This is a genomic window from Streptomyces sp. NPDC055966, assembly GCF_042269865.1.
In the GTDB taxonomy this organism is placed as follows: Bacteria; Actinomycetota; Actinomycetes; order Streptomycetales; family Streptomycetaceae; genus Streptomyces.
In genome coordinates, this window is record NZ_JBHJYK010000004.1 from 371,378 (window position 1) to 394,305 (window position 22,928).

The window sequence follows — 22,928 nt, forward strand, 5'->3', positions numbered from 1 at the left end:
GGTGGCCCCGAGGAGCACGGCCCCGCCGGCGGGCCCGCCGACGAGGGCCAGGCCCATGGAAGGGCCGTGGCGGGTCAGGATCCGCCGAGGCAGATCACGACCAGGCAGAGCTGGTTGGAGGAGGAAGAGGAGGAAGGGGACGAAGGAGAGGAAGAGGAGCCTGAGGAGGTGCTCGTGCCGGGCGCCGGGGGCGGCGTCGAAGCCGTTGAACTCCCTGTTCCCGTAGAGGAGTTGGTGGAGGTGCCGGTGCTCGGGGTCGACGTACCCGTCGGGCGGGGTGTCGTGGGGACGCTGTCCGGGCGGGTCGCCGATCGTGCGGTGTGGGGGGTGGAGGTGTGGGACTGCTGCTGGGGTACGTAGCTGTAACCGGCCGGGGTCCGGTCCGTGGAACCGGTGGGTGTGCCGGATGTGCTGGGCGCCGCGTGCCGTGGGGCGGACGGGGTCGGCGTGGCGGGCGGCTGGCCGGGCGAGGCGGGCTGCTCCTCGCCGAGGCCCATGCTGCGGTTGTCCGGGGCGGTGGCCGCCTGGGCGCGGTCGCCGGAGCCGCGGTCCATCGAGGAGAAGGCGAGACCGCCCCCGACGAGTGCCACGGCGGTCGCCACCACGGCCCGGCGCTGGCTCTTCTTCCAGCGGGCGAGCTGCCGCCGCCGGGCCGCCCGTCCCTGCGGGGCCCGGGGCGCGTCCGTGACGTCGGCCGCACCGGCCGCGGCCTCGGCGCCGTACTCGGCCGGGTCGGCGGCCGGCACGCCGTCGTACCAGGCGATGTCGTCGAGTGCCGGTGCCGGTGCAGGTGTGGTGGAGGGTATGTGGGGAGAGGCGGTGCCGGTGGCGTTCGCGCCGGAGTACCCGTCGGTGCCGGGCGGGGCGATGTCCGGGGCGTAGGCGCCGCACCCGGGACAGACCAGGGCACCGTTGAGGTGCCGGCGGCACGAGGAGCAGTAGTCCATCTGCGGTCTTCCTGGATTGACTGCGCCGTCGGTCACCGGGACCACGGCCTGGTCACGCTCGTACGGGAGATCGAGCGACCCAACACGCTAACGAGACTTTCGAAACGCTGTGTGCAGCCGGTGTGGCACTCCTGCGCAGATTCTTCGCCGAAGGCATGTGCCACGGTCCGGTCCGCCGTCGGCACTCGGCACCCGGGTGAAACCCGTCGGCCGCCCCGGTCGGTGCGCCGTCCCGTCCCGTGACGGTGGGCATAGTGGCGGGCGGCTCCGCACCGGATCGGCAGGAGGAAACGCATGCTCGGCACAGACTTCCGCACCGGGTCACCCGTCTGGCTCGACCTCGGCAGTCCCGACCTCGACCGGACCGCCGCCTTCTACGGCGCCGTCTTCGGCTGGCACTTCACCTCCGCCGGCCCCGACACCGGCGGTTACGGCTTCTTCCAGCAGGACGGCGCGACGGTGGCCGCCGCGGGCCGGCTCACCGAGGAGAGCGCGGAACCCGCCTGGGTGACGTACTTCCGGACCGACGGCATCCGGGCCACCGTCGACGCCGTGACCGCGGCCGGCGGTGCGGTGCGCGTCGAGCCCATCACCATGGGCGAGGCCTCCATGGCGCAGCTCACCGACCCCCAGGGCGCCGAGTTCGCCGTGATCCAGTCCGGTACGGGGCTGCAGCGGGTGTCGCAGGACAACACGCTGGTGTGGGTGGAACTGCACGTCCCCGACCCGGAGGCCGCCCTCGCCTTCTACCGGCGGCTCTTCGGCTGGCGTGCGGCGGAGATGTCGGCGCCGGGCATGACGTACCGCGTGCTCAGCATCGCCGACGGGGACCAGCAGGAGGGTGCCTTCGGCGGCGTGGCCCCGCTCCAGGAGGGCCAGGAGGCGCGCTGGGTGCCGTACTTCGCGGTGTCCGACGCGGACGCGACCGCCGACGCCGTCCGGGGCAACGGCGGCACCGTCCTGATGCCGCCGTCGGACATCCCCGACGTCGGCCGCGTGGCCTGGCTGACGGATCCGGCGGGCGCGGTCTTCGCCGTCCTGAAGCCGAACCCGCGCCAGGCGGCAGCGCAGTAGCGGAGCAGCCGCGCCGCCGCCTGCCCTGGTTCGGTACGTCCGGTTCCGGTACGTCCCGGTCAGACGGTGGCGTCCGGGCCCGCGTTCCTGCGGCGGCGTACGACGAACACGGCGCCCGCGCCGAGCGCGACCGCGGCGCCGCCCGCGAGGGCGAGCACCGGCAGCGCGGAGCTGGAGCCGGTCTCGGCGAGGTGGCCCTGGGGCTCGATCCGGGTGTTGCCGGTGGGCTGCTTCGGCAGCGGCTTCTTGCCGCCCTGCGGCTTGGCGTCACCGGGGTGGCCGGGCGCGGAGCCGGCCTTGAGGATGTCGAACTGGTAGAAGCTGTCGTCGCTGGAGAAGACGCAGTTGCCCTGGTCGTCGGCGTACATGCCGATGCTGATGGCGTAGCCGAGGCCGGCCGGGGCGGTCCTGTCGACGCTCACCCGCAGGTTGACGGAGAACGACTCCTTGGCCTTGACGCCGGTGTAGCCGAGGTAGCCGGCGCCCGCGTCGTTCTCGTCCAGGGAGATGCCGATCCACTTGCGGGAGGACGGGTCCTGGTACTGGAGCGTGAGGTGGCTGGTGTCGACGAAGTAGTCGGTGTCGTTCGTCTGGGCGGCGAACACCCCGAGGTCGACGCGCGGGTAGGCGTGGCCGCCGGTGTTCTTCACGTTCAGCTTGAAGCCGTGGAAGCCGCTGCCGGCGACGATCCGCGAGGGCAGGCCGCTCAGGGTGGTGTGCAGGTTGTCGTCGTACTTCGGCTCGTCGCTGTCGGCGCACTGGCCCGGGAAGCCGGAGGCCGACGGGGAGGGCGAGGCCGAGGCGGAGGCCGACAGCGAGGCGGTGGGCTGGGGCGAGGCGGAGGACGCCGGGGCGGACTGGCCGGCGGCCGGGGTCGACGCGCCGGCCGCCGGGCTGCTCTCCTCGCCCGCGGGTCTGGACTCCGCCGGCGCCGGCGTCGTGTCGCCGGCGGCGGGGGTGGTCTCGTCCGCGGCGGGCGTGGACTCGTCCTGGGTGGGAGTCGTCTCGGAGGCCGTGGGCGTCGTCGGAGTGTCGCCGTCGGCGGCGTGGGCGAGCGGGGCCGTGAGCAGGACGGCCGGGGCGAGGGCGGCCGTCGCGGCGGCGAGGGCGAGGGAACGGCGAAGCTTCATGCGAACCTCAGGGCAGGAGTGAGCGGTGTGTGCGCAGAGATGACCTTCGCCGACCGTAAAGAGTTGCCCAAGGCCTCATGGGATCCTTATGTGACGTGGGTCACGTTCCAGGCTCCCGGTGTGCGGCGGGCTCGACGCGGATGACGATCGACTTCGAGGCCGGGGTGTTGCTCGCGATGGCCGTGGCGTCCAGGGCGACCAGGACGTTGGTCTCGGGGTAGTAGGCGGCCGCGCAGCCGCGCGGGGTCGGGTAGCGGACGGCGCGGAAGCCGGGGGCGCGGCGTTCGCCGTCGGGGTTGACGCTGATCAGGTCGACCAAGTCCCCGTCTTTCAGGCGCAGTTGGCGTAGGTCGTCGGGGTTGAGGAAGACGACGCGGCGGCCTCCGGAGATGCCGCGGTAACGGTCGTCCAGGCCGTAGACCGTGGTGTTGAACTGGTCGTGCGAGCGCACCGTCGTCAGCAGCAGATGGCCGGGCGGGACGTCGGCCGCCGTCGGCGGGTTGACGGTGAAGCGGGCCTTGCCGGTGGCGGTGGGGAAGGTGCGGGAGTCGCGGGGCGCGCGGGGCAGCATGAAGCCGCCGGGCTGCCGGACGCGCTGCTCGAAGGCGTGGAAGCCGGGGACGACGTGTTCGATGTGACGGCGGATCACGGCGTAGTCGTCGCGCATGGCCCGCCAGCCCAGGCCGTCGCCGAAGAGCGCGAGGCCGAGGCCGGCGACGATCGCGACCTCGCTGCGCAGGTGCGGGGAGCCGGGCCGGAGCCGGCCGCGTGAGGCGTGCACCATCGCCATGGTGTCCTCGACGGTGACGAACTGTTCGCCGGACGCCTGCCGGTCGCGCTCGGTGCGGCCGAGGCAGGGCAGGAGCAGGGCCTCGGTGCCGTGGCAGAGGTGGGACCGGTTCAGTTTGGTCGCGATGTGCACGGTGAGGCCGCAGTTGGCGAGTGCTGCCTCGGTGACCGGTGTGTCGGGAGTGGCCGAGGCGAAGTTGCCGCCGAGGCCGACGAAGACGTCGACCTCGCCGTCGCGCATGGCTCTGATCGCGTCGACGGTGTCCAGGCCGCGGGCGCGGGGCGGGTCGAAGCCGAACTCCTCGCCGAGCCGGTCGAGGAACGCGTCCGGCATCCGCTCCCAGATGCCCATGGTGCGGTCGCCCTGGACGTTGCTGTGCCCGCGGATCGGGGCGGGCCCGGCGCCGGGGCGGCCGATGTTGCCGCGCAGCAGCAGGAAGTCGACGATCTCGCGGATGGTCGCCACCGCGTTGCGGTGCTGGGTCAGGCCCATCGCCCAGCAGACGATCACCCGGTCCGCGCGGAGCACGTCGTCCGCGCAGGCCTCGATACGGGTGCGGGACAGTCCGCTGAGCGCCTCGATCCGGGACCAGTCCAGGGCCCGCCAGGCCGCGACGGCGGCCCCGAAGCCCTCGCAGTACCGGTCGATGAAGTCGTGGTCGAACACGGTGCCGGGGCGGGCGTCCTCCCGGTCGGTCAGGGCGCGGTTCAGGCCCGCGAACAGGGCGAGGTCGCCGTTGACGCGCACCGGGAGCCAGCGGTCGGCGAGCCGGGTGCCGGGGCCGAGCAGTCCGCGCGCGGTCTGCGGGTTGTGGAAGCGGCCGAAGCCGGCCTCGGGCAGCGGGTTGGCGGCGATGATGCGGGCGCCGCGCCGCTTGGCCGCCTCCAGCGCGGTGAGCATGCGGGGGTGGCAGGTGCCCGGGTTCTGGCCCACGACGATGATCAGGTCGGCGTGTTCGGTGATGTCGTCGTACGCGATCAGGCCCTTGCCGACGCCGAGCGTCTCCTTCAGGGCCGCGCCGCTGGACTCGTGGCACATGTTGGAGCAGTCCGGCAGGTTGTTGGTGCCGAGGCGGCGCGCCAGCAGCTGGTGGAGGAAGGCCGCCTCGTTGCTCGTACGGCCGCTGGTGTAGAAGACGGCGCGGTTCGGATCGGGCAGGTCGCGGAGCCGGGCGGCGGCGAGCGCGAGGGCGTCGTCCCAGGTGATGGGGGTGTAGTGGGTGGCGCCGGGGGCGAGGTGCATCGGCTGGGCGAGCCGGCCCTGCGACTCCAGCCAGTGGCCGTCGCGCTCGCGCAGCTCGGCGACGGAGTGCGCGGCGAAGAAGGTGGCGTCGACCCGCTTGCGCGTCGCCTCCCAGGCGACGGCCTTGACGCCGTTCTCGCAGAACTCCGCCGTCTTGCGGTGCCCGGGGGCCGGTTCGCCCCAGGCGCAGCTCGGGCAGTCGAAGCCGTCGACGTGGTTCACCGACAGCAGCGTCAACAGGCCGCGCCTCGGCCCCATCTCCGTGAGCGTGTAGCGCGCGGACTCGGTGATGCTGGGGAGGCCGACGCTGGATGTGCGGGGACCCGAGACGTGGGTGCCACCGGGGTCGGCCGGTCGCCGGGGCTGCTCCGCCATGACCGCCTCTTCCTTCCCCCGCTCCCCCTTTCCCTCTCTCCCTGCCTTTCCCTCCCCCCTGTGAAGTGTGACACACCTCACATGTCGATCATGGTCGTCACGTGTTGTCGTCCGGTGTTCGACGTTCCGTTGACTGCGGGTGAACGGCCGTGCGACGGTGAGGAGCATGGACCGCAGCCTGACCCCGGATCAACTTGAGTCCTTCGACAAGGAGTTCGCCGCCCGGCCGGTGAACCGGCTGATGCAGAACGCCGTCACCCAGACGCCGGTGGACGACGTCGCCCTGGACCGGCGGATCCTGACCGGCATCGACCACTCCGTCTCCCACCACCTGGACGACTGGAAAGCCACCAACCAGAAGCAGAGCGGCCGCTGTTGGATGTTCGCCGGGCTCAATCTGCTGCGGGTCGGCGCCGCGCGGAAGCTGGGCGTGAAGGACTTCGAGTTCTCCCAGAACTACCTGCTCTGGTGGGACAAGTTCGAGCGCGCGAACCACTTCCTGGAGGCGGTCATCGAGACCTCGGACCGGGAGGTCGACGACCGTACGGTCGCGCACCTGCTGGAGGACCCGATCAGCGACGGCGGACAGTGGAACATGTTCGTGGCGCTGATCGCCAAGCACGGCCTGGTGCCCAAGTCGGCCATGCCGGAGACCGACAGCTCCTCGGCGACCCGGGCGATGAACCGGGCCCTGAAGACCCTGCTCCGCCAGGGCGCCCGTGATCTGCGCGGGCAGGCCGGCGAGGGGGCCGAGGCGCAGCGGGAGCTCAAGCGGGAGGTGCTGGCCGCCGTCCACCGCGTGCTCGGCATCCACCTCGGCACGCCCCCGCAGCGGTTCCTGTGGCAGTGGGAGGACAAGGACAAGGAGTTCCACCGCGACGGCTGGCTCACCCCGGCCGAGTTCGCCGCCTCCTACGTGGACCTCCCGCTGGAGGAGTACGTCTGCCTGGTGCATGACCCGCGCGCGTCGAGCCCGGTCGGCCGTACGTTCACCGTCGAGTACCTCGGCAATGTCGTGGACGGCCCGCCGGTGGTCTATCTCAATGTCGGGATGGAGCTGCTGAAGCGGCTGGCCATGGAGTCGATCACCGGCGGCGAGCCGGTGTGGTTCGGCTGCGACGTGGCCAAGATGATGCGCTCGGACGCGGGCGTCTGGGACGCCGCCCTCTTCGACTACGCGGCGGTCTACGACGCCCCGTTCACCATGGACAAGGCCGACCGGCTGCTGCACCACGACACGCAGATGACCCACGCGATGCTGTTCACCGGCGTCGACGTGGTGGACGGCGGCCCGCGCCGCTGGCGGGTGGAGAACAGCTGGGGCGAGGAGAAGGCCGACCGGGGCTTTTGGACCATGAACGACTCGTGGTTCGACGAGCACGTCTTCGAGATCGCGGCCCGCCGCTCCGCCCTGCCCCCGCACCTGGCCGCCGCCCTGGACGAGCCCCCGATCGTCCTCCCCGCCTGGGACCCGATGGGCGCCCTGGCCGACTGACACCGCGCGGGCCGACCGAGGGGCGCCGTTCGCGGAACGGGGGGCGCCTTTCGGTCACGGAGGTCAAGGGGCGAAGCCCTCGGAGATGCGGGTCAGGACCGCGCCGGCGCCGTCCTCCGTCGCCATCAGGCGGGCGATGGCCGCCGCGCGGTGGCGGAGCGGCTCGGCGGCGGCCGCCGTGATCGCGGCGGCCAGGCTCTCGGCGGTGAGGTCGGGGTACGGCAGCGGCCGGGGGGCGACGCCCAGCCGGTGCAGGCGCGCGGCCCAGAACGGCTGGTCCGCCATGAACGGGACCGGTACGGCGGGGACCCCGGCCCGCAGCCCGGCTCCCGTGGTGCCCGCCCCGGCGTGGTGGACCACGGCGGCCGTGCGGGGGAACAGCCAGTCGTGGGGCAGGTCGCCGACGGCCAGGACGTCGTCGCCCGCTCCGCTCGGCCCGGCCCACTCCGCCTGCACCACCGCGCGCACCCCGGCCCGCCGCGCCGCGGCGGCCACCAGGGCGCCGAGCCGCTCGCCCTCCCCGGGCGCCATGCTGCCGAAGCCGACGAACACCGGGGCCGGGCCGGCCTGGAGGAAGTCGACCAGTCCGGCGGGCGGCCGCCAGTCCCGCGGCGTGGCGGGCCACCAGTAGCCCGCTACGCCGACCCCGGACGGCCAGTCCGCGGGGCGCGGCACCACCAGCGGGCTGAAGCCGTGCAGGACCGGCCCCCGGTGGGCGAGCGGTGCCGACGGCCGCCCCGGTGCCGGCGGTCGTCCGGCGGGCAGGCCGAGGCGGTCGCGCAGCCGGGCCGCGGCGTCCGCGAAGAGCAGGTCCCCGCGCCGGAGCACCGCCCAGCCGGCGGCGAGGTTGGCCTCCGGCCCCAGGTCGGCGTCGGCCGCCGCGGCGCCGGGCAGTGGAAACTCCCTGGTGGCGAAGGCCGGGGCGAGATACGTGCCGAGCACCGGGACGCCGAACGCCTCTCCCGCCGCCCGGCTGAACGCCGACGGGCCGAAGGCGGTCAGCAGCAGATCGGCGCCGCCCGCCACGGCGTCCACCACGCCCGAGGCGAGGTCGTCCAGGAACGTCGTCATCACCGCCCGGGCCTCGGCCGGGGCGACCGTCCGGTCCCGGGAGCGGATCAGCTCCTGCGGATCTCCCGGCAGCGCCCGGCAGGCCAGACCGCACGCCTCGACCAGCGCCGTGAACGGGGCATGGGCGGCCAGGGTGACCTCGTGCCCGGCCGCGAGCAGCCGCCGCCCCAGCCCCGTGAACGGCGCGACGTCCCCCCGCGAACCGGCGGTGACGACGAGAACCCGCATACCTCGATTCTGCCCGCCGAGGGCACGGGTGTAAGCGGCTCGCGACCTCGCGCTTCAGGCCCTCAGGCGGGCTCACCGCCGAGGGGCGCCAGTGCCGCGGACACCGTCCGGCGCAGGTCGGCGGGGTCGGCGCCGGTGCGGGAGCGCAGGTTGACCCCGTAGGCGAGCACGGCCAGCAGCTCGGCGGCGGTGTCGAGATCGGTCGTCGCGGACAGCTGTCCCAGGGTCCGGGCGGTGCGCAGGGCGGCGAGCAGGGCGTCCCGCAGCCGGCGGTGGTGGTCTTCGAGGACGCGGCGGACCTCCGCGTCGCCGTTCTCGGCGCCGGCGTGCGCGTTCACGGCCATGCAGCCCCACCGGGCGTACGGCCCCGAGCAGCGCACCTCGATCAGTCCGGCGAAGAACGCGGCGACGGCCGGCAGCCCCCGCCCGTCCTCGGCGAGGCCCCGGAACGCCGGCGCGGAGTGGGTCTCGACGTAGCGCCGCAGCGCGGCGAGGTAGAGGTCCTGCTTGCCGCCGAAGGTCGCGTACAGGCTGGAGCGGTTGAGGCCGGTCGCGGACACGACGTCCTGGATCCCGGTCGAGGCGACGCCCTGGCGCCAGAACAGCCGTACCACCGTGTCCAGGGCCGTGTCCGGGTCGAAGTGCTTGATGTCCGGCATGGTTCCCTCATCATCCTGAAACGAGGGTTCCAAGATACGCCCGTCGCCCGCTAGGCTGAAGCGAACTTGGAACGGCCGTTCCGAGATCTTCCGAGATCTTCCGTGACGGGCACCGGACGAAAGGCACCCACCATGAGTCTCGACGCCGAACTGAGCGCCCTGCGCACCTCCTTCGAGTCCCGCTACCCCGAGGTCCCGGCCGAGCACCGGGAGGTCATGCGGCGCGCGGCCCAGGAGCTCGCCGCGTCCGGGCAGGCCGACCGCGCCCTGTCCGCGGGCGCCGACGCACCCCGCTTCACCCTGCCCTCCGCGACCGGCCGGGCCGTCGCCCTGGACGAGCTGCTGGCCGCGGGCCCGGTCGTGCTGACCTTCTACCGAGGCGCCTGGTGCCCTTACTGCAACCTCGCCCTGCGCGCCCTCCAGCGGTACCACGACGCCATCGCCGCGCGCGGCGCCCGCCTCGTGGCCGTCTCCCCGCAGATCCCCGACGAGTCCCTCACCCTGACCGAGAAGCACGAGCTGGCCTTCGACGTGCTCAGCGACCTCGGCTCGGACACCGCCGCGCGCTACGGCCTCGCCTTCGACCTGACCGACGAACTGGCCGCCGTCTACGACGCGTTCGGCTTCGACCTCCAGCAGGTCAACGGCGGCCACGCCCGGACCCTGCCGCTGCCCGCCACGTACGTCATCGACCGCGACGGCGTCGTCCGCTGGGCGTTCGTGGACACCGACTACACCAGGCGTGCCGAGCCCGCCGACATCCTCACCGCCCTCGACGCCCTCGCCGGCGGCGTCAGCGGCGACGCGGCTCAACTATCGTGATGTCCTGACGTCTTGACGTTCCGGGCCGTTTCCGCGTTTGCTTCCGCCACCTGGGTTCCCAGATGCTCCCTGATTCCGGAAGGCACCTGCAGTGAACGCTCCGACCCCCCACGGAACTCCCCCGCGCCGTCTCGCAGTTGCCGTGACCGCCTCCGCCTCGGCCCTCGCCCTCACCGCGTGCGGCGCCCTCGGCGGCGGCGGGAGCGACAGCTCCACGCCCTCGGCGAAGGGCGACGGCATCACGGTGGGGCTGCTCCTGCCCGACAAGGACACGGCACGCTTCGAGAAGTTCGACCACCCCATCATCGCGAAGGAGGTCGCCGCCCTCACGAACGGCAAGGGCAAGGTCGTCTACGCCAACGCCGAGGCCAGCACGGCCACGCAGAGCCGGCAGTTCCGGCAGATGGTGGCCCGCAAGGTCGACGTCATCCTGGTGGACGCCCTGGACGCCAGGGCCGTCGCGCCGGACGTGCAGAAGGCCAAGGACGCGGGGATACCGGTCATCGCGTACGACCGGCTCGCCCAGGGGCCGGTCGACGCGTACGTCTCCCACGACAACGAACTCGTCGGCCAGGTCCAGGCCCGCGCGATCGTCAAGGCGCTCGGACCGAAGGCGGCGAGCAGCAAGGTCGTCGTGATGAACGGCGACCCGGCCGACCCGAACACGGCCCTGCTCAAGAAGGGCGCGCTCGGCGAACTCCAGGGCCAGGTCGACATCGTCCGGCAGTACGACACCGACAAGTGGTCGCCCGCGGTGGCCGGGGCGAACATGAGGAAGACGATCCGGTCGGTGGGGCTGGCGAACATCGCCGCCGTCTACTCGGCGAACGACGGCATGGCGGGCGCGGTCATCGACGCGCTGAAGGCGGCGGGCGCGACGCAGGTGCCGCCGGTGACCGGGCAGGACGCGAACCTGGACGCGGTGCAGCGGGTCGTCTCGGGCGAGCAGTACATGACCGTGTACAAGTCGTTCCTGGACGAGGCCACCGACGCCGCGCAGCTGGCGGTGGACAAGGTCCAGGGCAAGGACATCCAGTTCGACGCGCTGACCCGGGACACGGTCGACAGCCCGACGGAGAAGAACATCCCCGCGCGGCTCGTGCCGGTCGTCGCCCTCACCCGGGACACCGTCAAGGAGACCGTGATCGCGGACGGTGTCTACACGGTCAAGGACATCTGCACCCCGGCGTACGCGGCGGACTGCGCCGCGATCGGGCTGAATTGACCTGCTCTCCCTGGGACAGGGAGATTCCGGCCTGCTCGCTCGATGTGGTGCCGCTCAGCCGGCACGGGCATCGGGCGGGCCCGCGCTCACGCGGGACGCGGGTTCGTTCACCGAGTGCCGGACACAGGGGAAGGGCCCGGCACATGGCGTGCCGGGCCCTTCTCGCCGATGCTCAGCTCTCGGGTGTCACTTGGTGAAGGCCGAGACGCCGTTCGGGGTGCCGAGGCCGGTCGGACCGTCGTAGCCCGTGCCCGCCTTGCACAGGTAGTTCGAGCAGGACCCGTTGGCGCCGCTGGTGACGTCGTTCAGCTTGTCCGGGTGGGCGTAGGGGTAGGACGCCGGGGTGTCACCGGAGCCCGGGGCGCCCGCGAGGGCGTAGACGCCGGCGATGAACGGCGCGGAGGCGCTGGTGCCGCCGTACACGTTCCAGCCGCTCGCCTGGTAGGTGTCGTAGACGGCGAGGCCGGTGGCCGGGTCGGCGACCGCGGCGACGTCGGCGACGCTGCGCTTGGCGCAGTCGGTGTCCTTCTGCCAGGACGGCTTGGCCTCGTACTGCGAGCAGCCCGAGCCCGCCCCGTCACCGCCGGCGGAGGTGCCCCACACCGACTCGGACCAGCCGCGGGTGCTGCTGTCCTTCTTGAGCGAGGTGCCGCCGACGGCGGTCACGTACGGGGAGGCGGCCGGGTACTCGACGCCGTAGCCGCTGTCGCCGGAGCTGACGGTGATGGCGACACCGGGGTGCTTGAAGTACTGGTCGTCCGCCTTGGTGTCGCTGGTGTCCTCGCCGCCGCCGTAGCTGTTGGAGACGTACTTGGCGCCCTGCTTGACGGCCTGGTTCACGGCCGCGCCGAGGTCGTCCATGTTGGCGGACTTGGCCTCGACGAGCAGGATGTGGCACTGCGGGCAGGCGGCGCTGACCATGTCGACGTCGAGGGAGATCTCGCCCGCCCAACCCGCGTCGGCCGTCGGGTAGTTGGAGCCGCCGTCCTGGTCGATCTTCTTGAAGCAGCCGTTGCCGGTGCTGCACTCCGGCAGGCCGTACTGCGAGCGGTAGGCCGCCAGGTCCTTCTCGGCGTTCGGGTCGTCGTTGGCGTCGACGATCGCGACGGTCGCGCCCTTGCCGCCGTCCTTGGGCAGGTTGTAGGCGGCCTGGAGGTCGGCCGGGCCGAAGCCCTTGGGGGTGTCGTGGCGGCCGAGGGACTTCTGGGTCTTCAGGTCGGTGCGGACCTCCGCCTGACAGGCCATGTAGCCGGGCTTGCTCGGCTGCGAGCAGAGCCGGTGGGTGTGCACCGTGGTGGCGGCGGAGGAGGCCGTGGAAGAAGAGGTGGTCGTGGTCGCGAAGGCCGCCGACTGCGAGGCGACGAAACCGCCGGTGATCAGGGCCGCTGCGGACAGCAGGGCGGGTATGCCGCGGCGTATCGGATTCCTTCTGCGATGCGAATGCAATGAACTGCCCTCCGTGGGGGGATGGATGGGCTCCGCGACGGCGGGGCGGAAGCGCTGCGGTGGCACCCGCCTCAGCGAGGTGACGAGTGCATGACAAGCGCTTTCCGTTGGGGGTGTGCCGTGGAGGAGCCCGCTTCCGGGCATGCTGTCGGTCGTGCCACCCCGGTCAGTGGTGGCTGTTGACGAGGTTATGGAACATTTGCCGAAGAGAACAGGGGCGATTGGTAAAACCTTGCCCTCAACTCCTCGGCTGCGGCGGGTACCTTGTGCAGCCATGGAGCTGGAAGATGCAACGGTCAACGACCTGATGTCGCTGGGCCTCGCCCGGTACGAGGCGCGGGTCTACCTGGCGCTCATCAGGCGTGGTTCCTACACGGCCGCCGAGGCGGCCCGCGAGGCCGACGTGCCGCGCCAGCGCGTGTACGACGTGCTGGACGGGCTCGTACGACGCCAGTTGGTCACCGCCCATCCCGGCCGCGTCGCCACGTACTCCGCCGTCACGCCCGAACTGGCGGTCGCCCGGCTGATGGCCGTGCAGCGGGAGTCCGTCGACCGGCTGGAGCGGGTCTCGCAGGGGCTGGCCGGTGTCCTGCAACCGCTGTGGTCCCAGGGCCGGGAGCACACCGACCCGCTGGACTACATCGAGATCCTGCGCGACCCGAAGGCGATCGCCGAGCGCTTCGCCGACATCCAGCGGCAGGCCCGGCACGAGCTGCTCACCTTCTGCAAACCGCCGTTCGTGGCCCCCGCCGAGAACACGGAGGGCATCGCGGTGGTGCGCCGGCTCCACCGGGCGGGCGGCACCGTGCGCGCCCTCTACCTCGACGAGGCCCGGGACGACCCCGAGACCATGGAGCACGTACGGCGCTTCGCCGCCGCCGGCGAGGAAGCCCGCTTCGCCCCCGACCTGCCGCTGAAGCTCGTCATCGCCGACGCCTCCCTCGTCCTGTGCGACATGCCCGACCCGGTGGCCGCCGGCTCCACCACCACCCTCTTCATCGAGCACCCCGCCCTCGCGACCTGTCTGCGCCTGGCCTTCGACACGGTGTGGAAGGACGCCATCCCCGGCGACGTCCCCGGCTGAGCCGGGAATCCCCGCTGTTCAGGGAGGGGGGACTCAGAGCCCGAAGAGCCGTGCCGCGTTGTCGTGGCACACGGCCCGCAGCCAGTGCTGCCCCAGGTCCAGGCGTTCCAGGGCGTGGAGCTGGTGGACGTAGGGGTAGGGGAGGTTGGGGAAGTCGGTGCCGAGCAGGACGCGGTCGCCGAGTGCGGCGAGCCGGGGCAGGGCGCGGCGGGGGAACGGCAGGAATGCCTCGGTGAAGTCGGTGAACGCCATCGTCGTGTCCAGCCGCACCTGGTCGTACCGCTCGGCGAGGCCGAGGAACTCCTCGTACTCGGGCATCCCCAGATGCGCGACGACCAGCCGCAGTCCCGGATGCCGCGCCAGCACCCGGGCGATCGGCTCGGGACCGGTGTGTTTGCCGGGCGCGGGTCCGGAGCCGCAGTGGACGACCACGGGGATCCGCGCCTCGGCCAGCAGCCCCCAGACCGGCCGGAGCAGCTCGTCGGCGGGGTCGTAACCGCCTACCTGCACATGTGCCTTGAACACGCGCGCGCCCGCCTCGACGGCCTCGCGGACGTACGTCCCGACACCCGGCTCGGGGTAGAGGGTCGCGGTGTGCAGACAGCCGGGGGTGCGGCGGGCGAAGCCGGCCGCCCAGTCGTTCAGCCACCGGGCCATGCCGGGCTTGTGCGGGTAGAGCATCGCGGTGAAGGCCCGGAGGCCGAACTCCCGCAGCAGACCGGCGCGTTCGGCCTCCTGCGTCCGGTAGGTGATGGGCCACTCCAGCCCGCCGATCAGCGGTCCGTTCGTGTCGAAGTAGTCCCAGACCTTGTGCAGGACACGCTCGGGCATGAAGTGCGTGTGCACGTCGACCAGCCCGGGAAGGCCGAGCCCGGCCCAGAAACGGCGGACTTCGGCGGCTTCGGTGGCTTCGGTGGCGTCAGCGGGCGTGGCGGGTGCGTCGCGGTGATCGTCCATACCGCTCACGATCGGCCGCGGCGACGGCGCGGGTCCACCCCTTTCGGGCGGCGGGGCGGGATCGGTCGGCCGGATCGGTCCGGGCTGGTTCGGGCTGGGCCGGGCTGCTGGGTCGGAGCCGTGGCCGGCCTCCGGCTTATGGGTCCTTACCAGGCGCCGACTGTGCGGAGCAGGAGGTGGAGGTCGTGGGCGGCTTCGGCGGTGGTGAGGGCCGTGGCGGTGAGGACGGCCGCGGTGGCGGCGGTGAGAGCCGGGTGGCGTCCCAGTGGCGGGGCCAGGAGGGCGGCGACGCGGCGGGGGACCGGGCCCGCGGAGGCGAGCGGGCCGCGGCGGCCGAGGATGCCGAGGATGCCGAGGGTTGTACCGGCGGCGCGGGCGGGGGCCGGGGTGCGGAGGGCGGCGAGTGCCGCCTTGCCGACCGTACGGGCGACCCGCCTGCGGTCGCCCGCCTGGGCGGCCGCGCTCTCGTCGGCCCAGCGCTCGATCGTGTAGGTGACGGCCGTCGCGAGGGGGCGCAGGACCGGGTTGGCGGCGGCGCCGAACTGGGCGAGGGCGACGAACGCGTAGTGGTGGGCGGTCAGATGGGCGCGTTCGTGGGCGAGCAGGATGCCGTGTTCGGTCTCGTCCAGGGTGCGCAGCATGCCGGTGGAGACGACGACCCGGCCGGGCAGTCCGGGCAGGGCGAAGGCGTCCGGGGCGTCGTCGGTGAGGACGACCAGACCTTCGCGCGCGGGCATGCAGGCGGCGTCCCACGCGGCGGAGGCCAGTGACCGGGTCCGGCGCCACAGCATCCGGGCGGCCATGAGCACGGCGACGCCCAGCAGCAGTCCGGCGAGCAGCGCGACGGACAGCGCGGCGGGGTCGTCGTGCCGGGCGGTGGCGGCCGACCAGTGGCCCAGGGCCGCGAGGCGCGGGACGCGGATCAGACCGGTCACGGCCAGCAGGCCCAGGGAGATCGTGCTCGCCGCGCCGAGCACGAGGGCCGAGGCCGTGAGCAGCCAGGTGGCGAGGCGGGGCTCGCAGCGTTCGGCCAGCGGGCGTGCGCCGAGCGGGGCGACGAGCGAGAGCAGCAGCGGCACATAGACGGCGACGCGCATTCCGGGCGGCCTCTTCCGGTTCCCGCCGGTCCTACCGGTCGGGGTGCTGGTCGGGGCCGAGCAGCCGGCGCGGCGACTCGGCGCGGGGGACGGACGGTACGCAGGCAAGGGCCTCGCGCACCGGGTCGGACCGCCGGGGGCCGCGTCCGCGTGCAGGGGCACTCATGGATCCACCGTCCTCCCGTTCGGCTTCCGCTTCCACTTCCACGGCCGCGTCCGTGCCGCCGTCGTCCGAGTGTGCCATGCGCCCGCACGGCGGGTGTAACGCCTGCTACATCCCCGGACGCGCCGAAGCCGGAAGCGGCGCGCCGCCGCCCCGCCGCGAACTCGGCGACGCGGGCGGCCCGTTGCTCACCCCGACGGCGCCCTCGGCCCGGCCCTCACCGCACTACAGGTGCGCGGGGGCTTCGGTGCAGGCGAGCGGGACGGCGATGCCCGGCGACACCGTGGCCGCCGCACCTGCGACGGCCAGGCTCAGCCGCCGCCGTCCGGGCGTGGCGGCGATGGCGGTCACCGGGCCGGGAGCGGAGCGGTGCAGTTCGAGTCCTGCCGCCCGTGCGATGGCCCGCGCCACCAGGCGCCGGTCCGCCACCTCGGCCCCCGCCTCCTCGTCCGCCGACCGCTCCAGCGGTCGCAGCAAGGGATCGGTCGCAGCAACGGATCGATCGTGGCCGTCAGACGCGCGCGTCCAGGAGCCGCAGCATCCCGGAGGAGACCACCACGCGCCCCGGCACGCCGAGCACGGCGAAGGCCGCAGGGACGGGATCGTCGACCACCGCGAGCTCCCCGCCCCCCCCGCGCTGTCCCGGCACTCCCGCCAGGCGTCGACCAGCGCTCGTCCCCGCCGCCAGGACGCCACCGTCACACCGGCCACCATGGCCGGCACCACCCCGGCGCACACCGCGGCGACCTTCCGGTTCACCGGGTCCTCCGCCGCGAGCACGCTCACCGACCACGGCCCCTGCGCCGCCACCAGCGGCACCTGCCCTATCGCGGTGAACGCAGGATCGCCGTCTCGGCCGCGCACGCCGTCGCCCACGTCCCTGCCCCGGGCGGCATCCGGCGCCCCGCCCAGGACGCCACCAGCGCCGGCGCCGCGCTCACCAGCAGCGGCAGATGCATCGGCACGGGCCAGAACACGCCTCACCCCCGCAGGGGGCCGTCACCGTGCAGCAACTGCTCCAGCAGACGCTCGTCCTCCGCCGACAGATCCGACACGAACCGGGCCAGTACCACGGCGCGGTCTCCACCGTCGTCGAGCAGCGAGTGCATTCCGGCGGCGGCCATCCCCGGCCGGTCGTCCACGGGTGTGTACACGTAACTGCGCCCCTCGCGCCGCCGGGTCACCAGCCCCTTGTCGCACAGCCGCGTCAGGATGGTGAGGACGGTGGTGTGGGCCGTGCCGTCGTCGCCCAGGTTCTCGTGCACCACGACAGCCGTCGCCGGCCCGCCGGCCGCCCACAGGGCCGCAAGCACCTGTCCCTCCAGCTCTCCCCGCGCACGGCGCCGGGACTCCTTCCGGCCGTCAGCACCGCCGGTCATCCAGCACCTCCCTCTGCCTGCTCCAGCAAGCCGCGTCTTCGCCCCGTTCAAGCTACTACGAGACGTAGAAAAACAGTGAAGGGCAGACGCGGTGCCCCTCCCCGGTACAGGTGCCCCTCCCCGGTACAGCGGCAAGCCCGCGCCCGGTGGAGACGGCGGCCGAACCCTCAGCGGGTGACGTCCAGTTCCGCGTACATCCCGGCCGCGTAGTGGCCCGGGACATTGCACAGCAGCTCATAGCGGCCCGGTCGCAGCGTCACCGTGGTCCAGGCCGCCGCACCCGAGGCGATGCCCTCTCCGGCACCCGCGCCACAGGTGCGGGACGCCTCGCCGAGACTGCCCGCCTCCGACACCCGGCCGTCGGAGCCGATGGCACGTTCTCCGGCAGCCCGGCCCGCCGGCAGCGGCAACACGATCACCTCGTGCGTGAGGGCTCCCGCATTGACCACCCGCACGGTCACCCTGCCCGCCGGAACGGTCATGGGGCGGGCCGCCAGGCGCATCATGCCCATGCCGTACCAACCGGGGTGGCCGTTGTTCGGCGCGGGCCCGTCCGGGCCCCGCATCATGCGTCCCGTGTCCCATACGGTCACGTCGACCGCACTGCCTTTCGCGGCCGGTGCCGTACAGCGTGTGCCCTGCGCTCTCCAGGAGGCCGGCCCCGTCCTGTGGAAGGCGCCGGACGCGGCCATCAGGCCCGTCGTGGCGATGCCCAGGACCAAGGCCGCGGCGGCGATGGCGAGCGCCGTCCACACCTCTCGGCGGCGACACGGAGTCATCGGTGCTCCCGAAGCACCGCGAGCCGGCGTTTGTACTCGTCCTCGTCGATCTCCCCGCGTGCGAACCGCTCGGCGAGCAGGTTCTCGGCCCGCCGCTCCTGCCACCCGCCCTCGCCGGGCGGTGGAGGCGAGCCCGGCTGCTGACCCGGCTGCTGATGATGACGGGAACCGGCGAGGTGGCGCACGAGTGCGAGGAGCCCGACGAGCACGACGGCCCAGAACAGCACCATGAACACCGTCATGACGATCCAGCCGCCCCAGCCCCAGCCCCAGCCGCCGTCGTACCACATCATGCCGATCACTTCCCTCGGCCGACCGACCCAGCGCCACCAGGATGGATCAGCGAGACCTCGGCCGATCCGGGCCACAGTTCCCGGGCATGGGGCCGAAGGACCCAACGCCCGGTACGGATCACACTGCCACGGACAGCGGTGTCGCGCATGCGCCGTCGTGCCGGCCGTGCGGGCGGGTACCCGCAGGGGGACCGTCGGGGCACCGGCGCCTTCATGACCGGGGCCCGGGCCCGGCGGCGGTGTGGTCCGTGCGGGAAGGGCGGCGGCGTGACGGACGGCTCGAAGCCCGGCGGAGAGCACGAACGGCTGCCGTCGGCGGCGAAGCCGGATCTGTGGCAGCGGGTCGTCGAGCAGCTGGGTACGGCCGTCGCCGCGATCGACCCGGCCGGGCGGATCGTCGCGGCCAACCCGGCCGCGGAGCAGCTGCTGGGGCGTACGGCGTGTGGACGACGACGGGTGCCTGCGTGGTGACGGACGGCTGGTCCCGGTCTCCTGGTCGGCATCGCCCCTGACCGACGACGACGTCTGCGATGTCTCCGGCGTCGTCCGGGGCATGGTCGTACTCATCGAGGAGACCGGCCGACCGGAACTTCCGCGGCGCGGTCAGGAGAGCGCCGACGCCCGGGTGCGCGCCCCTCCCGGTCGGGCGGTGCGAGAAGGTCACCGCCGTCGACGCGTGCCCGGCCGGGGAAGGTGAACCTTGCGGGACGCCGAGATGAACACCCCCTCACCCCGGCCATCAAGTTTTACAAGATGTAGTAGTTTCCGGACGGGTCGGAGCCGCCGCGAGCGTCGCCCGAAGCCTCACTTTCCCGCATTCCGAGTCGAAGGCCCTCCATGTCCGTCCTGACCTATCCCGAAGCCGTCGGCGTCGGCCTGCTGCAAGGCGTCACCGAGCTGTTCCCCGTCTCCAGCCTGGGGCACAGCATCCTGATACCCGCGCTGCTCGGCGGGCACTGGAAGCACGACCTGGACGTCTCCGCCGACGGATCCCTCTACCTCAACGAGCTGGTCGGCCTCCACCTGGCCACCGCGCTCGCGCTGGTCGTCTACTTCTGGCGGGACTGGGTGCGGATCGTCCGCGGTCTGTTCACGTCGGTCACCCAGCGCCGCATCGAGACCGTGGAGCAGAAGCTCGCCTGGCTGATCATCACGGCCTGCATCCCGGTGGGCATCGCCGGCATCGCGCTCGACAAGGTCTTCCGCACGACGCTCGGCAAGCCCGTCCCCACCGCGATCTTCCTGGCGCTCAACGGCATCGTCCTCTTCGTCACCGAGCAGCTGCGGCGCGGCGGGACCGGCCACCGGCGGGCCGGGGCCACCGTCGCCCCCGGCGAGGAGCACCTGTCGGCGGACGAGCAGTCGGACCTGCGGATCACCCGGCTGACGATCCGGCAGGCCGTGACGATCGGCGCCGCCCAGATCCTCGCCCTGCTGCCCGGCATCAGCCGCTCCGGCTCCACCATCAGCGCGGGCATCTTCAAGGGCATGGACCACGAGGACTCCGCCCGCTTCGCGTTCCTCCTCGCCACCCCCGTCATCGGCGGCGCCGCGCTGCTCAAGCTCCCGCCGCTGCTCGGGGCGCAGGGCAACGGCCTGCGCGGCCCCCTGCTGGCCGGCAGCGTGGCCGCGTTCGTCGCGGCCTACCTCGCCACGCGCTTCCTGGTCCGCTACTTCGAGCACCGCACCCTCATCCCGTTCGCCGTCTACTGCACACTGGCCGGCCTGGGCAGCCTCGCGTACTTCACGCTGGCCTGAGGCGGGCCTGCTCCGGCTTCTTCCTGCCCGGCGCCGGCCGGGCCGCTGAACGCACCTCCGCCCGGACCGGCGGATGACGGCCGCATCACTCATCCGCACACCACCGGATGTAACCGCTGCTACATTCGGCGGTGTGTCGAACGTCGAAACGGTGAGCCGCTGGCTCGTCCTCCTGATCAGACTCCCCGCCCAGCCGTCGCGGCACCGCGTCGGCGTCTGGCGGGAGCTGCGCAGGATCGGGGCGCTCTCGCTCGGCCAGGGGATCTGGGCCGTGCCGGACGTGCCGGTCTTCGCCGACGGCATCGCGCGGGCGGTCGTACTCACCGAGCAGGCCGCGGGCCAGGTCGTGACGTTGGCCGCCTCCGGGCGCGGCGCCCAGGACGCCACCCTCCTCCAGGAGATGTTCGACGCCGCCCGCTCGGCGGACTGGGCGGAGTTCCTCGCCGACTGCGGCACGTTCGAGGCGGAGATCGCCGAGGGGATCCGCGTCGCCACGTTCACGCTGGCCGAACTGGAGGAGGAGGAGCGGTCGCTGGAGCGGCTTCGGCGCCGGCACCGGGACCTGACGGCACGCGACGTGTTCGGGACTCCCGAGGCGGCCGAGGCCGGCGAGCGGCTGGGGCGGTGCGTGGCCGTCTGCGAGGACTACGCCGAGCGCGTCTTCGCCGCCCTGCACCAGGCCCCGCGGACGGAAGCGGAACAGTGAGCACGACGCCGACGGCGCGGACGGCTCCGGCCCGGCAGATGTGGCCGCTGTACGCCGCCGGGTTCACCACCGCCTTCGGCGCGCACGGCATCGCGGCCAACCTCGGCGGGCACGGCCGGGGCGCGGTCACCTCGCTGCTCGTGCTCGGCGGCCTGCTCGCCCTGTACGACGGTGCCGAGGTGCTGCTCAAGCCGCTGTTCGGCACCCTCGCCGACCGCATCGGCGCCCGGCCCGTGCTGCTCGGCGGACTCGTCGCCTTCGCCGCCGCGTCCGCCCTGTACGTCGTCGCCGACCGCCCCGGCTGGCTGTGGGCCGCCCGGCTCGGCCAGGGCGCCGCGGCCTCCGCCTTCTCCCCGTCCGCCTCCGCCCTGGTCGCCCGCCTCAACCCGGCCGCCAGGCACGGCCGGGCGTTCGGCAGTTACGGCTTCTGCAAATCCATCGGCTACACCCTCGGCCCGCTGCTCGGCGGCGTCCTGGTGTGGGCGGGCGGCCTGCGGCTGCTGTTCGCCGTACTCGCGGTGCTCGGTGCGGCGGTCGCCGGGTGGGCCGCGCTCGCCGTGCCCGTCGTACCCCCGCTGCCCAAGGCCCGGCAGACGGTCCTCGACCTCGCCCGACGTCTGGCCGACCCGGCCTTCCTCGCCCCGACGTCCGCACTCGCGGCGGCCACGGCCGCCCTGTCGGTCGGGGTCGGCTTCCTGCCGGTGTCCGGGCGTGCGGCCGGGCTCGGCACCGTGGCCACCGGCGCCGCGGTGTCCGTGCTGGCCGCCTGCTCGGCCGTGGTCCAGCCACGGGCCGGCCGGGCCCTGGACGACGGGCGGCTCACGACCCGGTCCGGCATCACGGCCGGGCTGCTGCTCGCCGCCGCCGGAATGGGCTGCGCCATGCTGCCGGGCCTGGCCGGCATCCTCCTCGGCGCCGCCCTGACCGGGACCGGGACCGGCCTGATCACCCCGCTCGGCTTCGCCGCCCTCGCCGCGAGCACCCCCGCCGAACGGCTCGGGCAGACCATGGGCGCCGCCGAACTCGGCCGCGAACTCGGCGACGCGGGCGGCCCGTTGCTCGTCGCCACGGTCGCCTCGCTCACCACCCTCACCCACGGCTACGCGACCCTCGGCGTCCTGCTGGCTCTCGGCTCGCTGCTCGCCCTCGTACGACGCCGCGCCGCCGGCGGCTGAGCGCGCCCTGCCACCTGCGCAGTCATCGGTATGTCAACGCGATGTGAACACCGGTGCCTAGCGTCTGGTGCGTTCGTCGCCCGGCACGACCACCATCCCAGGGGGAGATCACGCCATGTCGAAAACGAGCAGGCTGGCACGGGCCGTGCGCACCGCGGCCGTCGCCGCGACGCTGACCGCCGGTGCCGCCGTCGCGTTTCCCGCCGCCGCCCACGCGGCCGACGCGGGGCACTACTACATCGAGATCGGCGGCACCGGCCCCACGGACAACAAGGACGGCTGCCCCACCACCACGCGCTCCTACACCACCGCGAACAACCGTCTCGGCCTCGGCTCCTCTGCGATCGAGGTGTGCTACCCGGCCACCGCCGGCCCCGTCATCGGCCCCACCGGCGGGCTCGTCGAGCTCCCCCTGAAGGTCAACCCCGAGGCCCTCACCGCACCGACCTACGACGCCAGCGTCGAACTCGGCTACCAGCGGGGGCTGCAGGCGGCGCAGGACACCCACCGGGCGCACCCCGGCGCCCGCATCACGATCACCGGCTACTCCCAGGGCGCACAGGCCGCGGACCGGGTGCTCCAGACGATCGCGAGCGGCAGCACCGGCATCCCGCTCTCCCAGGTCGACGGCATGCTCTACGCCGACCCGATGCAGCCCGACACCGGCTTCGGGGCGCACCTGCCCAAGGGGCTGGGCATCCCCGGGGTGGCCACCGCCCCCGGCGCCGGCCCGGTGGAGTTCAACGGCATCCCGGTCAGGCGGTACTGCATCGTCGGCGACCCGGTCTGCGACCTGAGGTCCCTCACGAACGCCCCCGGCTACGTCAACCTGCACTGGAAGTACCCGGACTTCGTCATCCCCAAGAACCTCACCCAGGACGGCCAAGACGGCGTCCAGTGGCTGAACGAGAACGGAGACCCCGTGTAGGACCCCTGAGCGAACGGGGGCAACGGGGGCAGGGGAGGACACGGGGGAAGAAGGGCCCGGCCGGCACGTCCCGGCCGGGCCCGGCCCCGCTCGTACCCACCCGGG

Annotated in this window: 23 protein-coding genes; 10 read left to right on the forward strand and 13 right to left on the reverse strand. The window is 73.3% G+C overall.

The features are described from left to right. Positions 1 to 74 precede the first annotated feature (74 nt). Positions 75 to 947 carry a hypothetical protein gene (locus ACFC8N_RS11430; RefSeq protein WP_376287968.1) on the reverse strand — a complete coding sequence of 291 codons (873 nt, stop codon included), beginning with the start codon at positions 945 to 947 and terminating at the stop codon, positions 75 to 77. A gap of 294 nt (positions 948 to 1,241) precedes the next feature. On the opposite strand from ACFC8N_RS11430, the gene ACFC8N_RS11435 reads away from it, so the two are divergent. Next, entirely contained in the window at positions 1,242 to 2,021 is a 780-nt protein-coding gene (locus ACFC8N_RS11435) for a VOC family protein (protein ID WP_356026111.1), read from the forward strand. 59 nt (positions 2,022 to 2,080) lie between these two features. On the opposite strand, the gene ACFC8N_RS11440 is transcribed toward ACFC8N_RS11435, so the two are convergent. Together ACFC8N_RS11440 and ACFC8N_RS11445 are read right to left on the reverse strand one after the other, a co-directional pair. Continuing rightward, entirely contained in the window at positions 2,081 to 3,151 is a 1,071-nt protein-coding gene (locus ACFC8N_RS11440; protein WP_376287969.1) for an LAETG motif-containing sortase-dependent surface protein, read from the reverse strand. 100 nt (positions 3,152 to 3,251) lie between these two features. Further along, positions 3,252 to 5,558 carry an FdhF/YdeP family oxidoreductase gene (locus ACFC8N_RS11445; protein WP_376287970.1) on the reverse strand — a complete coding sequence of 769 codons (2,307 nt, stop codon included), beginning with the start codon at positions 5,556 to 5,558 and terminating at the stop codon, positions 3,252 to 3,254. Positions 5,559 to 5,724: 166 nt separating this feature from the next. Here ACFC8N_RS11445 and ACFC8N_RS11450 point away from each other — a divergent pair, with 166 nt between their 5' ends. Further along, complete coding sequence (locus tag ACFC8N_RS11450; RefSeq protein ID WP_356026119.1) at positions 5,725 to 7,053, forward strand: C1 family peptidase; 1,329 nt, start codon at positions 5,725 to 5,727, stop codon at positions 7,051 to 7,053. Between the two features lie 63 nt (positions 7,054 to 7,116). Here ACFC8N_RS11450 and ACFC8N_RS11455 read toward each other — a convergent pair whose 3' ends face one another. Both ACFC8N_RS11455 and ACFC8N_RS11460 read right to left on the reverse strand, forming a co-directional pair. Then, positions 7,117 to 8,352: a glycosyltransferase gene (locus ACFC8N_RS11455; protein ID WP_362822576.1), complete on the reverse strand. Its 1,236-nt coding sequence runs from the start codon at positions 8,350 to 8,352 to the stop codon at positions 7,117 to 7,119. A gap of 62 nt (positions 8,353 to 8,414) precedes the next feature. Continuing rightward, a complete protein-coding gene (locus ACFC8N_RS11460; RefSeq protein WP_376287971.1) occupies positions 8,415 to 9,011 on the reverse strand; it encodes a TetR/AcrR family transcriptional regulator in 597 nt (198 codons plus the stop codon). A 132-nt stretch (positions 9,012 to 9,143) separates the two neighbouring features. On the opposite strand from ACFC8N_RS11460, the gene ACFC8N_RS11465 reads away from it, so the two are divergent. Both ACFC8N_RS11465 and ACFC8N_RS11470 read left to right on the forward strand, forming a co-directional pair. Further along, entirely contained in the window at positions 9,144 to 9,833 is a 690-nt protein-coding gene (locus ACFC8N_RS11465; RefSeq protein WP_376287972.1) for a peroxiredoxin-like family protein, read from the forward strand. Positions 9,834 to 9,975: 142 nt separating this feature from the next. Further along, a complete protein-coding gene (locus ACFC8N_RS11470; protein ID WP_376287973.1) occupies positions 9,976 to 11,058 on the forward strand; it encodes a sugar ABC transporter substrate-binding protein in 1,083 nt (360 codons plus the stop codon). A gap of 186 nt (positions 11,059 to 11,244) precedes the next feature. Here ACFC8N_RS11470 and ACFC8N_RS11475 read toward each other — a convergent pair whose 3' ends face one another. Beyond that, entirely contained in the window at positions 11,245 to 12,504 is a 1,260-nt protein-coding gene (locus tag ACFC8N_RS11475) for a S53 family peptidase (protein ID WP_356026131.1), read from the reverse strand. 274 nt (positions 12,505 to 12,778) lie between these two features. Here ACFC8N_RS11475 and ACFC8N_RS11480 point away from each other — a divergent pair, with 274 nt between their 5' ends. Then, positions 12,779 to 13,588: a TrmB family transcriptional regulator gene (locus ACFC8N_RS11480; protein WP_376287974.1), complete on the forward strand. Its 810-nt coding sequence runs from the start codon at positions 12,779 to 12,781 to the stop codon at positions 13,586 to 13,588. Between the two features lie 33 nt (positions 13,589 to 13,621). Here ACFC8N_RS11480 and ACFC8N_RS11485 read toward each other — a convergent pair whose 3' ends face one another. From ACFC8N_RS11485 to ACFC8N_RS11515, 7 genes are all read right to left on the reverse strand, one after another. After that, positions 13,622 to 14,545 carry an amidohydrolase family protein gene (locus ACFC8N_RS11485; protein WP_356026135.1) on the reverse strand — a complete coding sequence of 308 codons (924 nt, stop codon included), beginning with the start codon at positions 14,543 to 14,545 and terminating at the stop codon, positions 13,622 to 13,624. A gap of 146 nt (positions 14,546 to 14,691) precedes the next feature. Beyond that, the gene (locus ACFC8N_RS11490) at positions 14,692 to 15,642 is read right to left on the reverse strand and encodes a M56 family metallopeptidase (protein ID WP_376287975.1); all 951 of its coding nucleotides are present in this window, start codon (positions 15,640 to 15,642) and stop codon (positions 14,692 to 14,694) included. Between the two features lie 31 nt (positions 15,643 to 15,673). Next, positions 15,674 to 15,808, reverse strand: a complete 135-nt coding sequence (locus ACFC8N_RS11495; RefSeq protein ID WP_376287976.1) for a hypothetical protein — start codon at positions 15,806 to 15,808, stop codon at positions 15,674 to 15,676. Between the two features lie 222 nt (positions 15,809 to 16,030). Continuing rightward, on the reverse strand, positions 16,031 to 16,282 hold the full coding sequence (locus tag ACFC8N_RS11500; protein ID WP_376287977.1) for a hypothetical protein: 252 nt from the start codon (positions 16,280 to 16,282) through the stop codon (positions 16,031 to 16,033). A 503-nt stretch (positions 16,283 to 16,785) separates the two neighbouring features. Beyond that, positions 16,786 to 17,184 carry a BlaI/MecI/CopY family transcriptional regulator gene (locus tag ACFC8N_RS11505; RefSeq protein WP_356026146.1) on the reverse strand — a complete coding sequence of 133 codons (399 nt, stop codon included), beginning with the start codon at positions 17,182 to 17,184 and terminating at the stop codon, positions 16,786 to 16,788. A 167-nt stretch (positions 17,185 to 17,351) separates the two neighbouring features. Further along, a complete protein-coding gene (locus ACFC8N_RS11510; protein ID WP_376287978.1) occupies positions 17,352 to 17,963 on the reverse strand; it encodes a sulfocyanin-like copper-binding protein in 612 nt (203 codons plus the stop codon). Beyond that, on the reverse strand, positions 17,960 to 18,256 hold the full coding sequence (locus ACFC8N_RS11515) for an SHOCT domain-containing protein (protein WP_376287979.1): 297 nt from the start codon (positions 18,254 to 18,256) through the stop codon (positions 17,960 to 17,962). Before ACFC8N_RS11515 ends, ACFC8N_RS11510 begins: the two co-directional genes overlap by 4 nt. Before the next feature lie 267 nt (positions 18,257 to 18,523). On the opposite strand from ACFC8N_RS11515, the gene ACFC8N_RS11520 reads away from it, so the two are divergent. The 5 genes from ACFC8N_RS11520 to ACFC8N_RS11540 all read left to right on the forward strand — a co-directional run bounded on the left by ACFC8N_RS11520 (position 18,524) and on the right by ACFC8N_RS11540 (position 22,823). Continuing rightward, on the forward strand, positions 18,524 to 18,727 hold the full coding sequence (locus ACFC8N_RS11520; RefSeq protein ID WP_376287980.1) for a PAS domain-containing protein: 204 nt from the start codon (positions 18,524 to 18,526) through the stop codon (positions 18,725 to 18,727). Between the two features lie 366 nt (positions 18,728 to 19,093). After that, the gene (locus tag ACFC8N_RS11525) at positions 19,094 to 20,014 is read left to right on the forward strand and encodes an undecaprenyl-diphosphate phosphatase (RefSeq protein ID WP_376287981.1); all 921 of its coding nucleotides are present in this window, start codon (positions 19,094 to 19,096) and stop codon (positions 20,012 to 20,014) included. Positions 20,015 to 20,147: 133 nt separating this feature from the next. Then, positions 20,148 to 20,720, forward strand: coding sequence for a Chromate resistance protein ChrB (locus ACFC8N_RS11530; RefSeq protein WP_376287982.1), 573 nt, complete (start codon positions 20,148 to 20,150; stop codon positions 20,718 to 20,720). Positions 20,721 to 20,758: 38 nt separating this feature from the next. Then, positions 20,759 to 21,895: an MFS transporter gene (locus ACFC8N_RS11535; RefSeq protein ID WP_356026203.1), complete on the forward strand. Its 1,137-nt coding sequence runs from the start codon at positions 20,759 to 20,761 to the stop codon at positions 21,893 to 21,895. 115 nt (positions 21,896 to 22,010) lie between these two features. Then, complete coding sequence (locus tag ACFC8N_RS11540; RefSeq protein WP_376287983.1) at positions 22,011 to 22,823, forward strand: cutinase family protein; 813 nt, start codon at positions 22,011 to 22,013, stop codon at positions 22,821 to 22,823. Positions 22,824 to 22,928 lie beyond the last annotated feature (105 nt).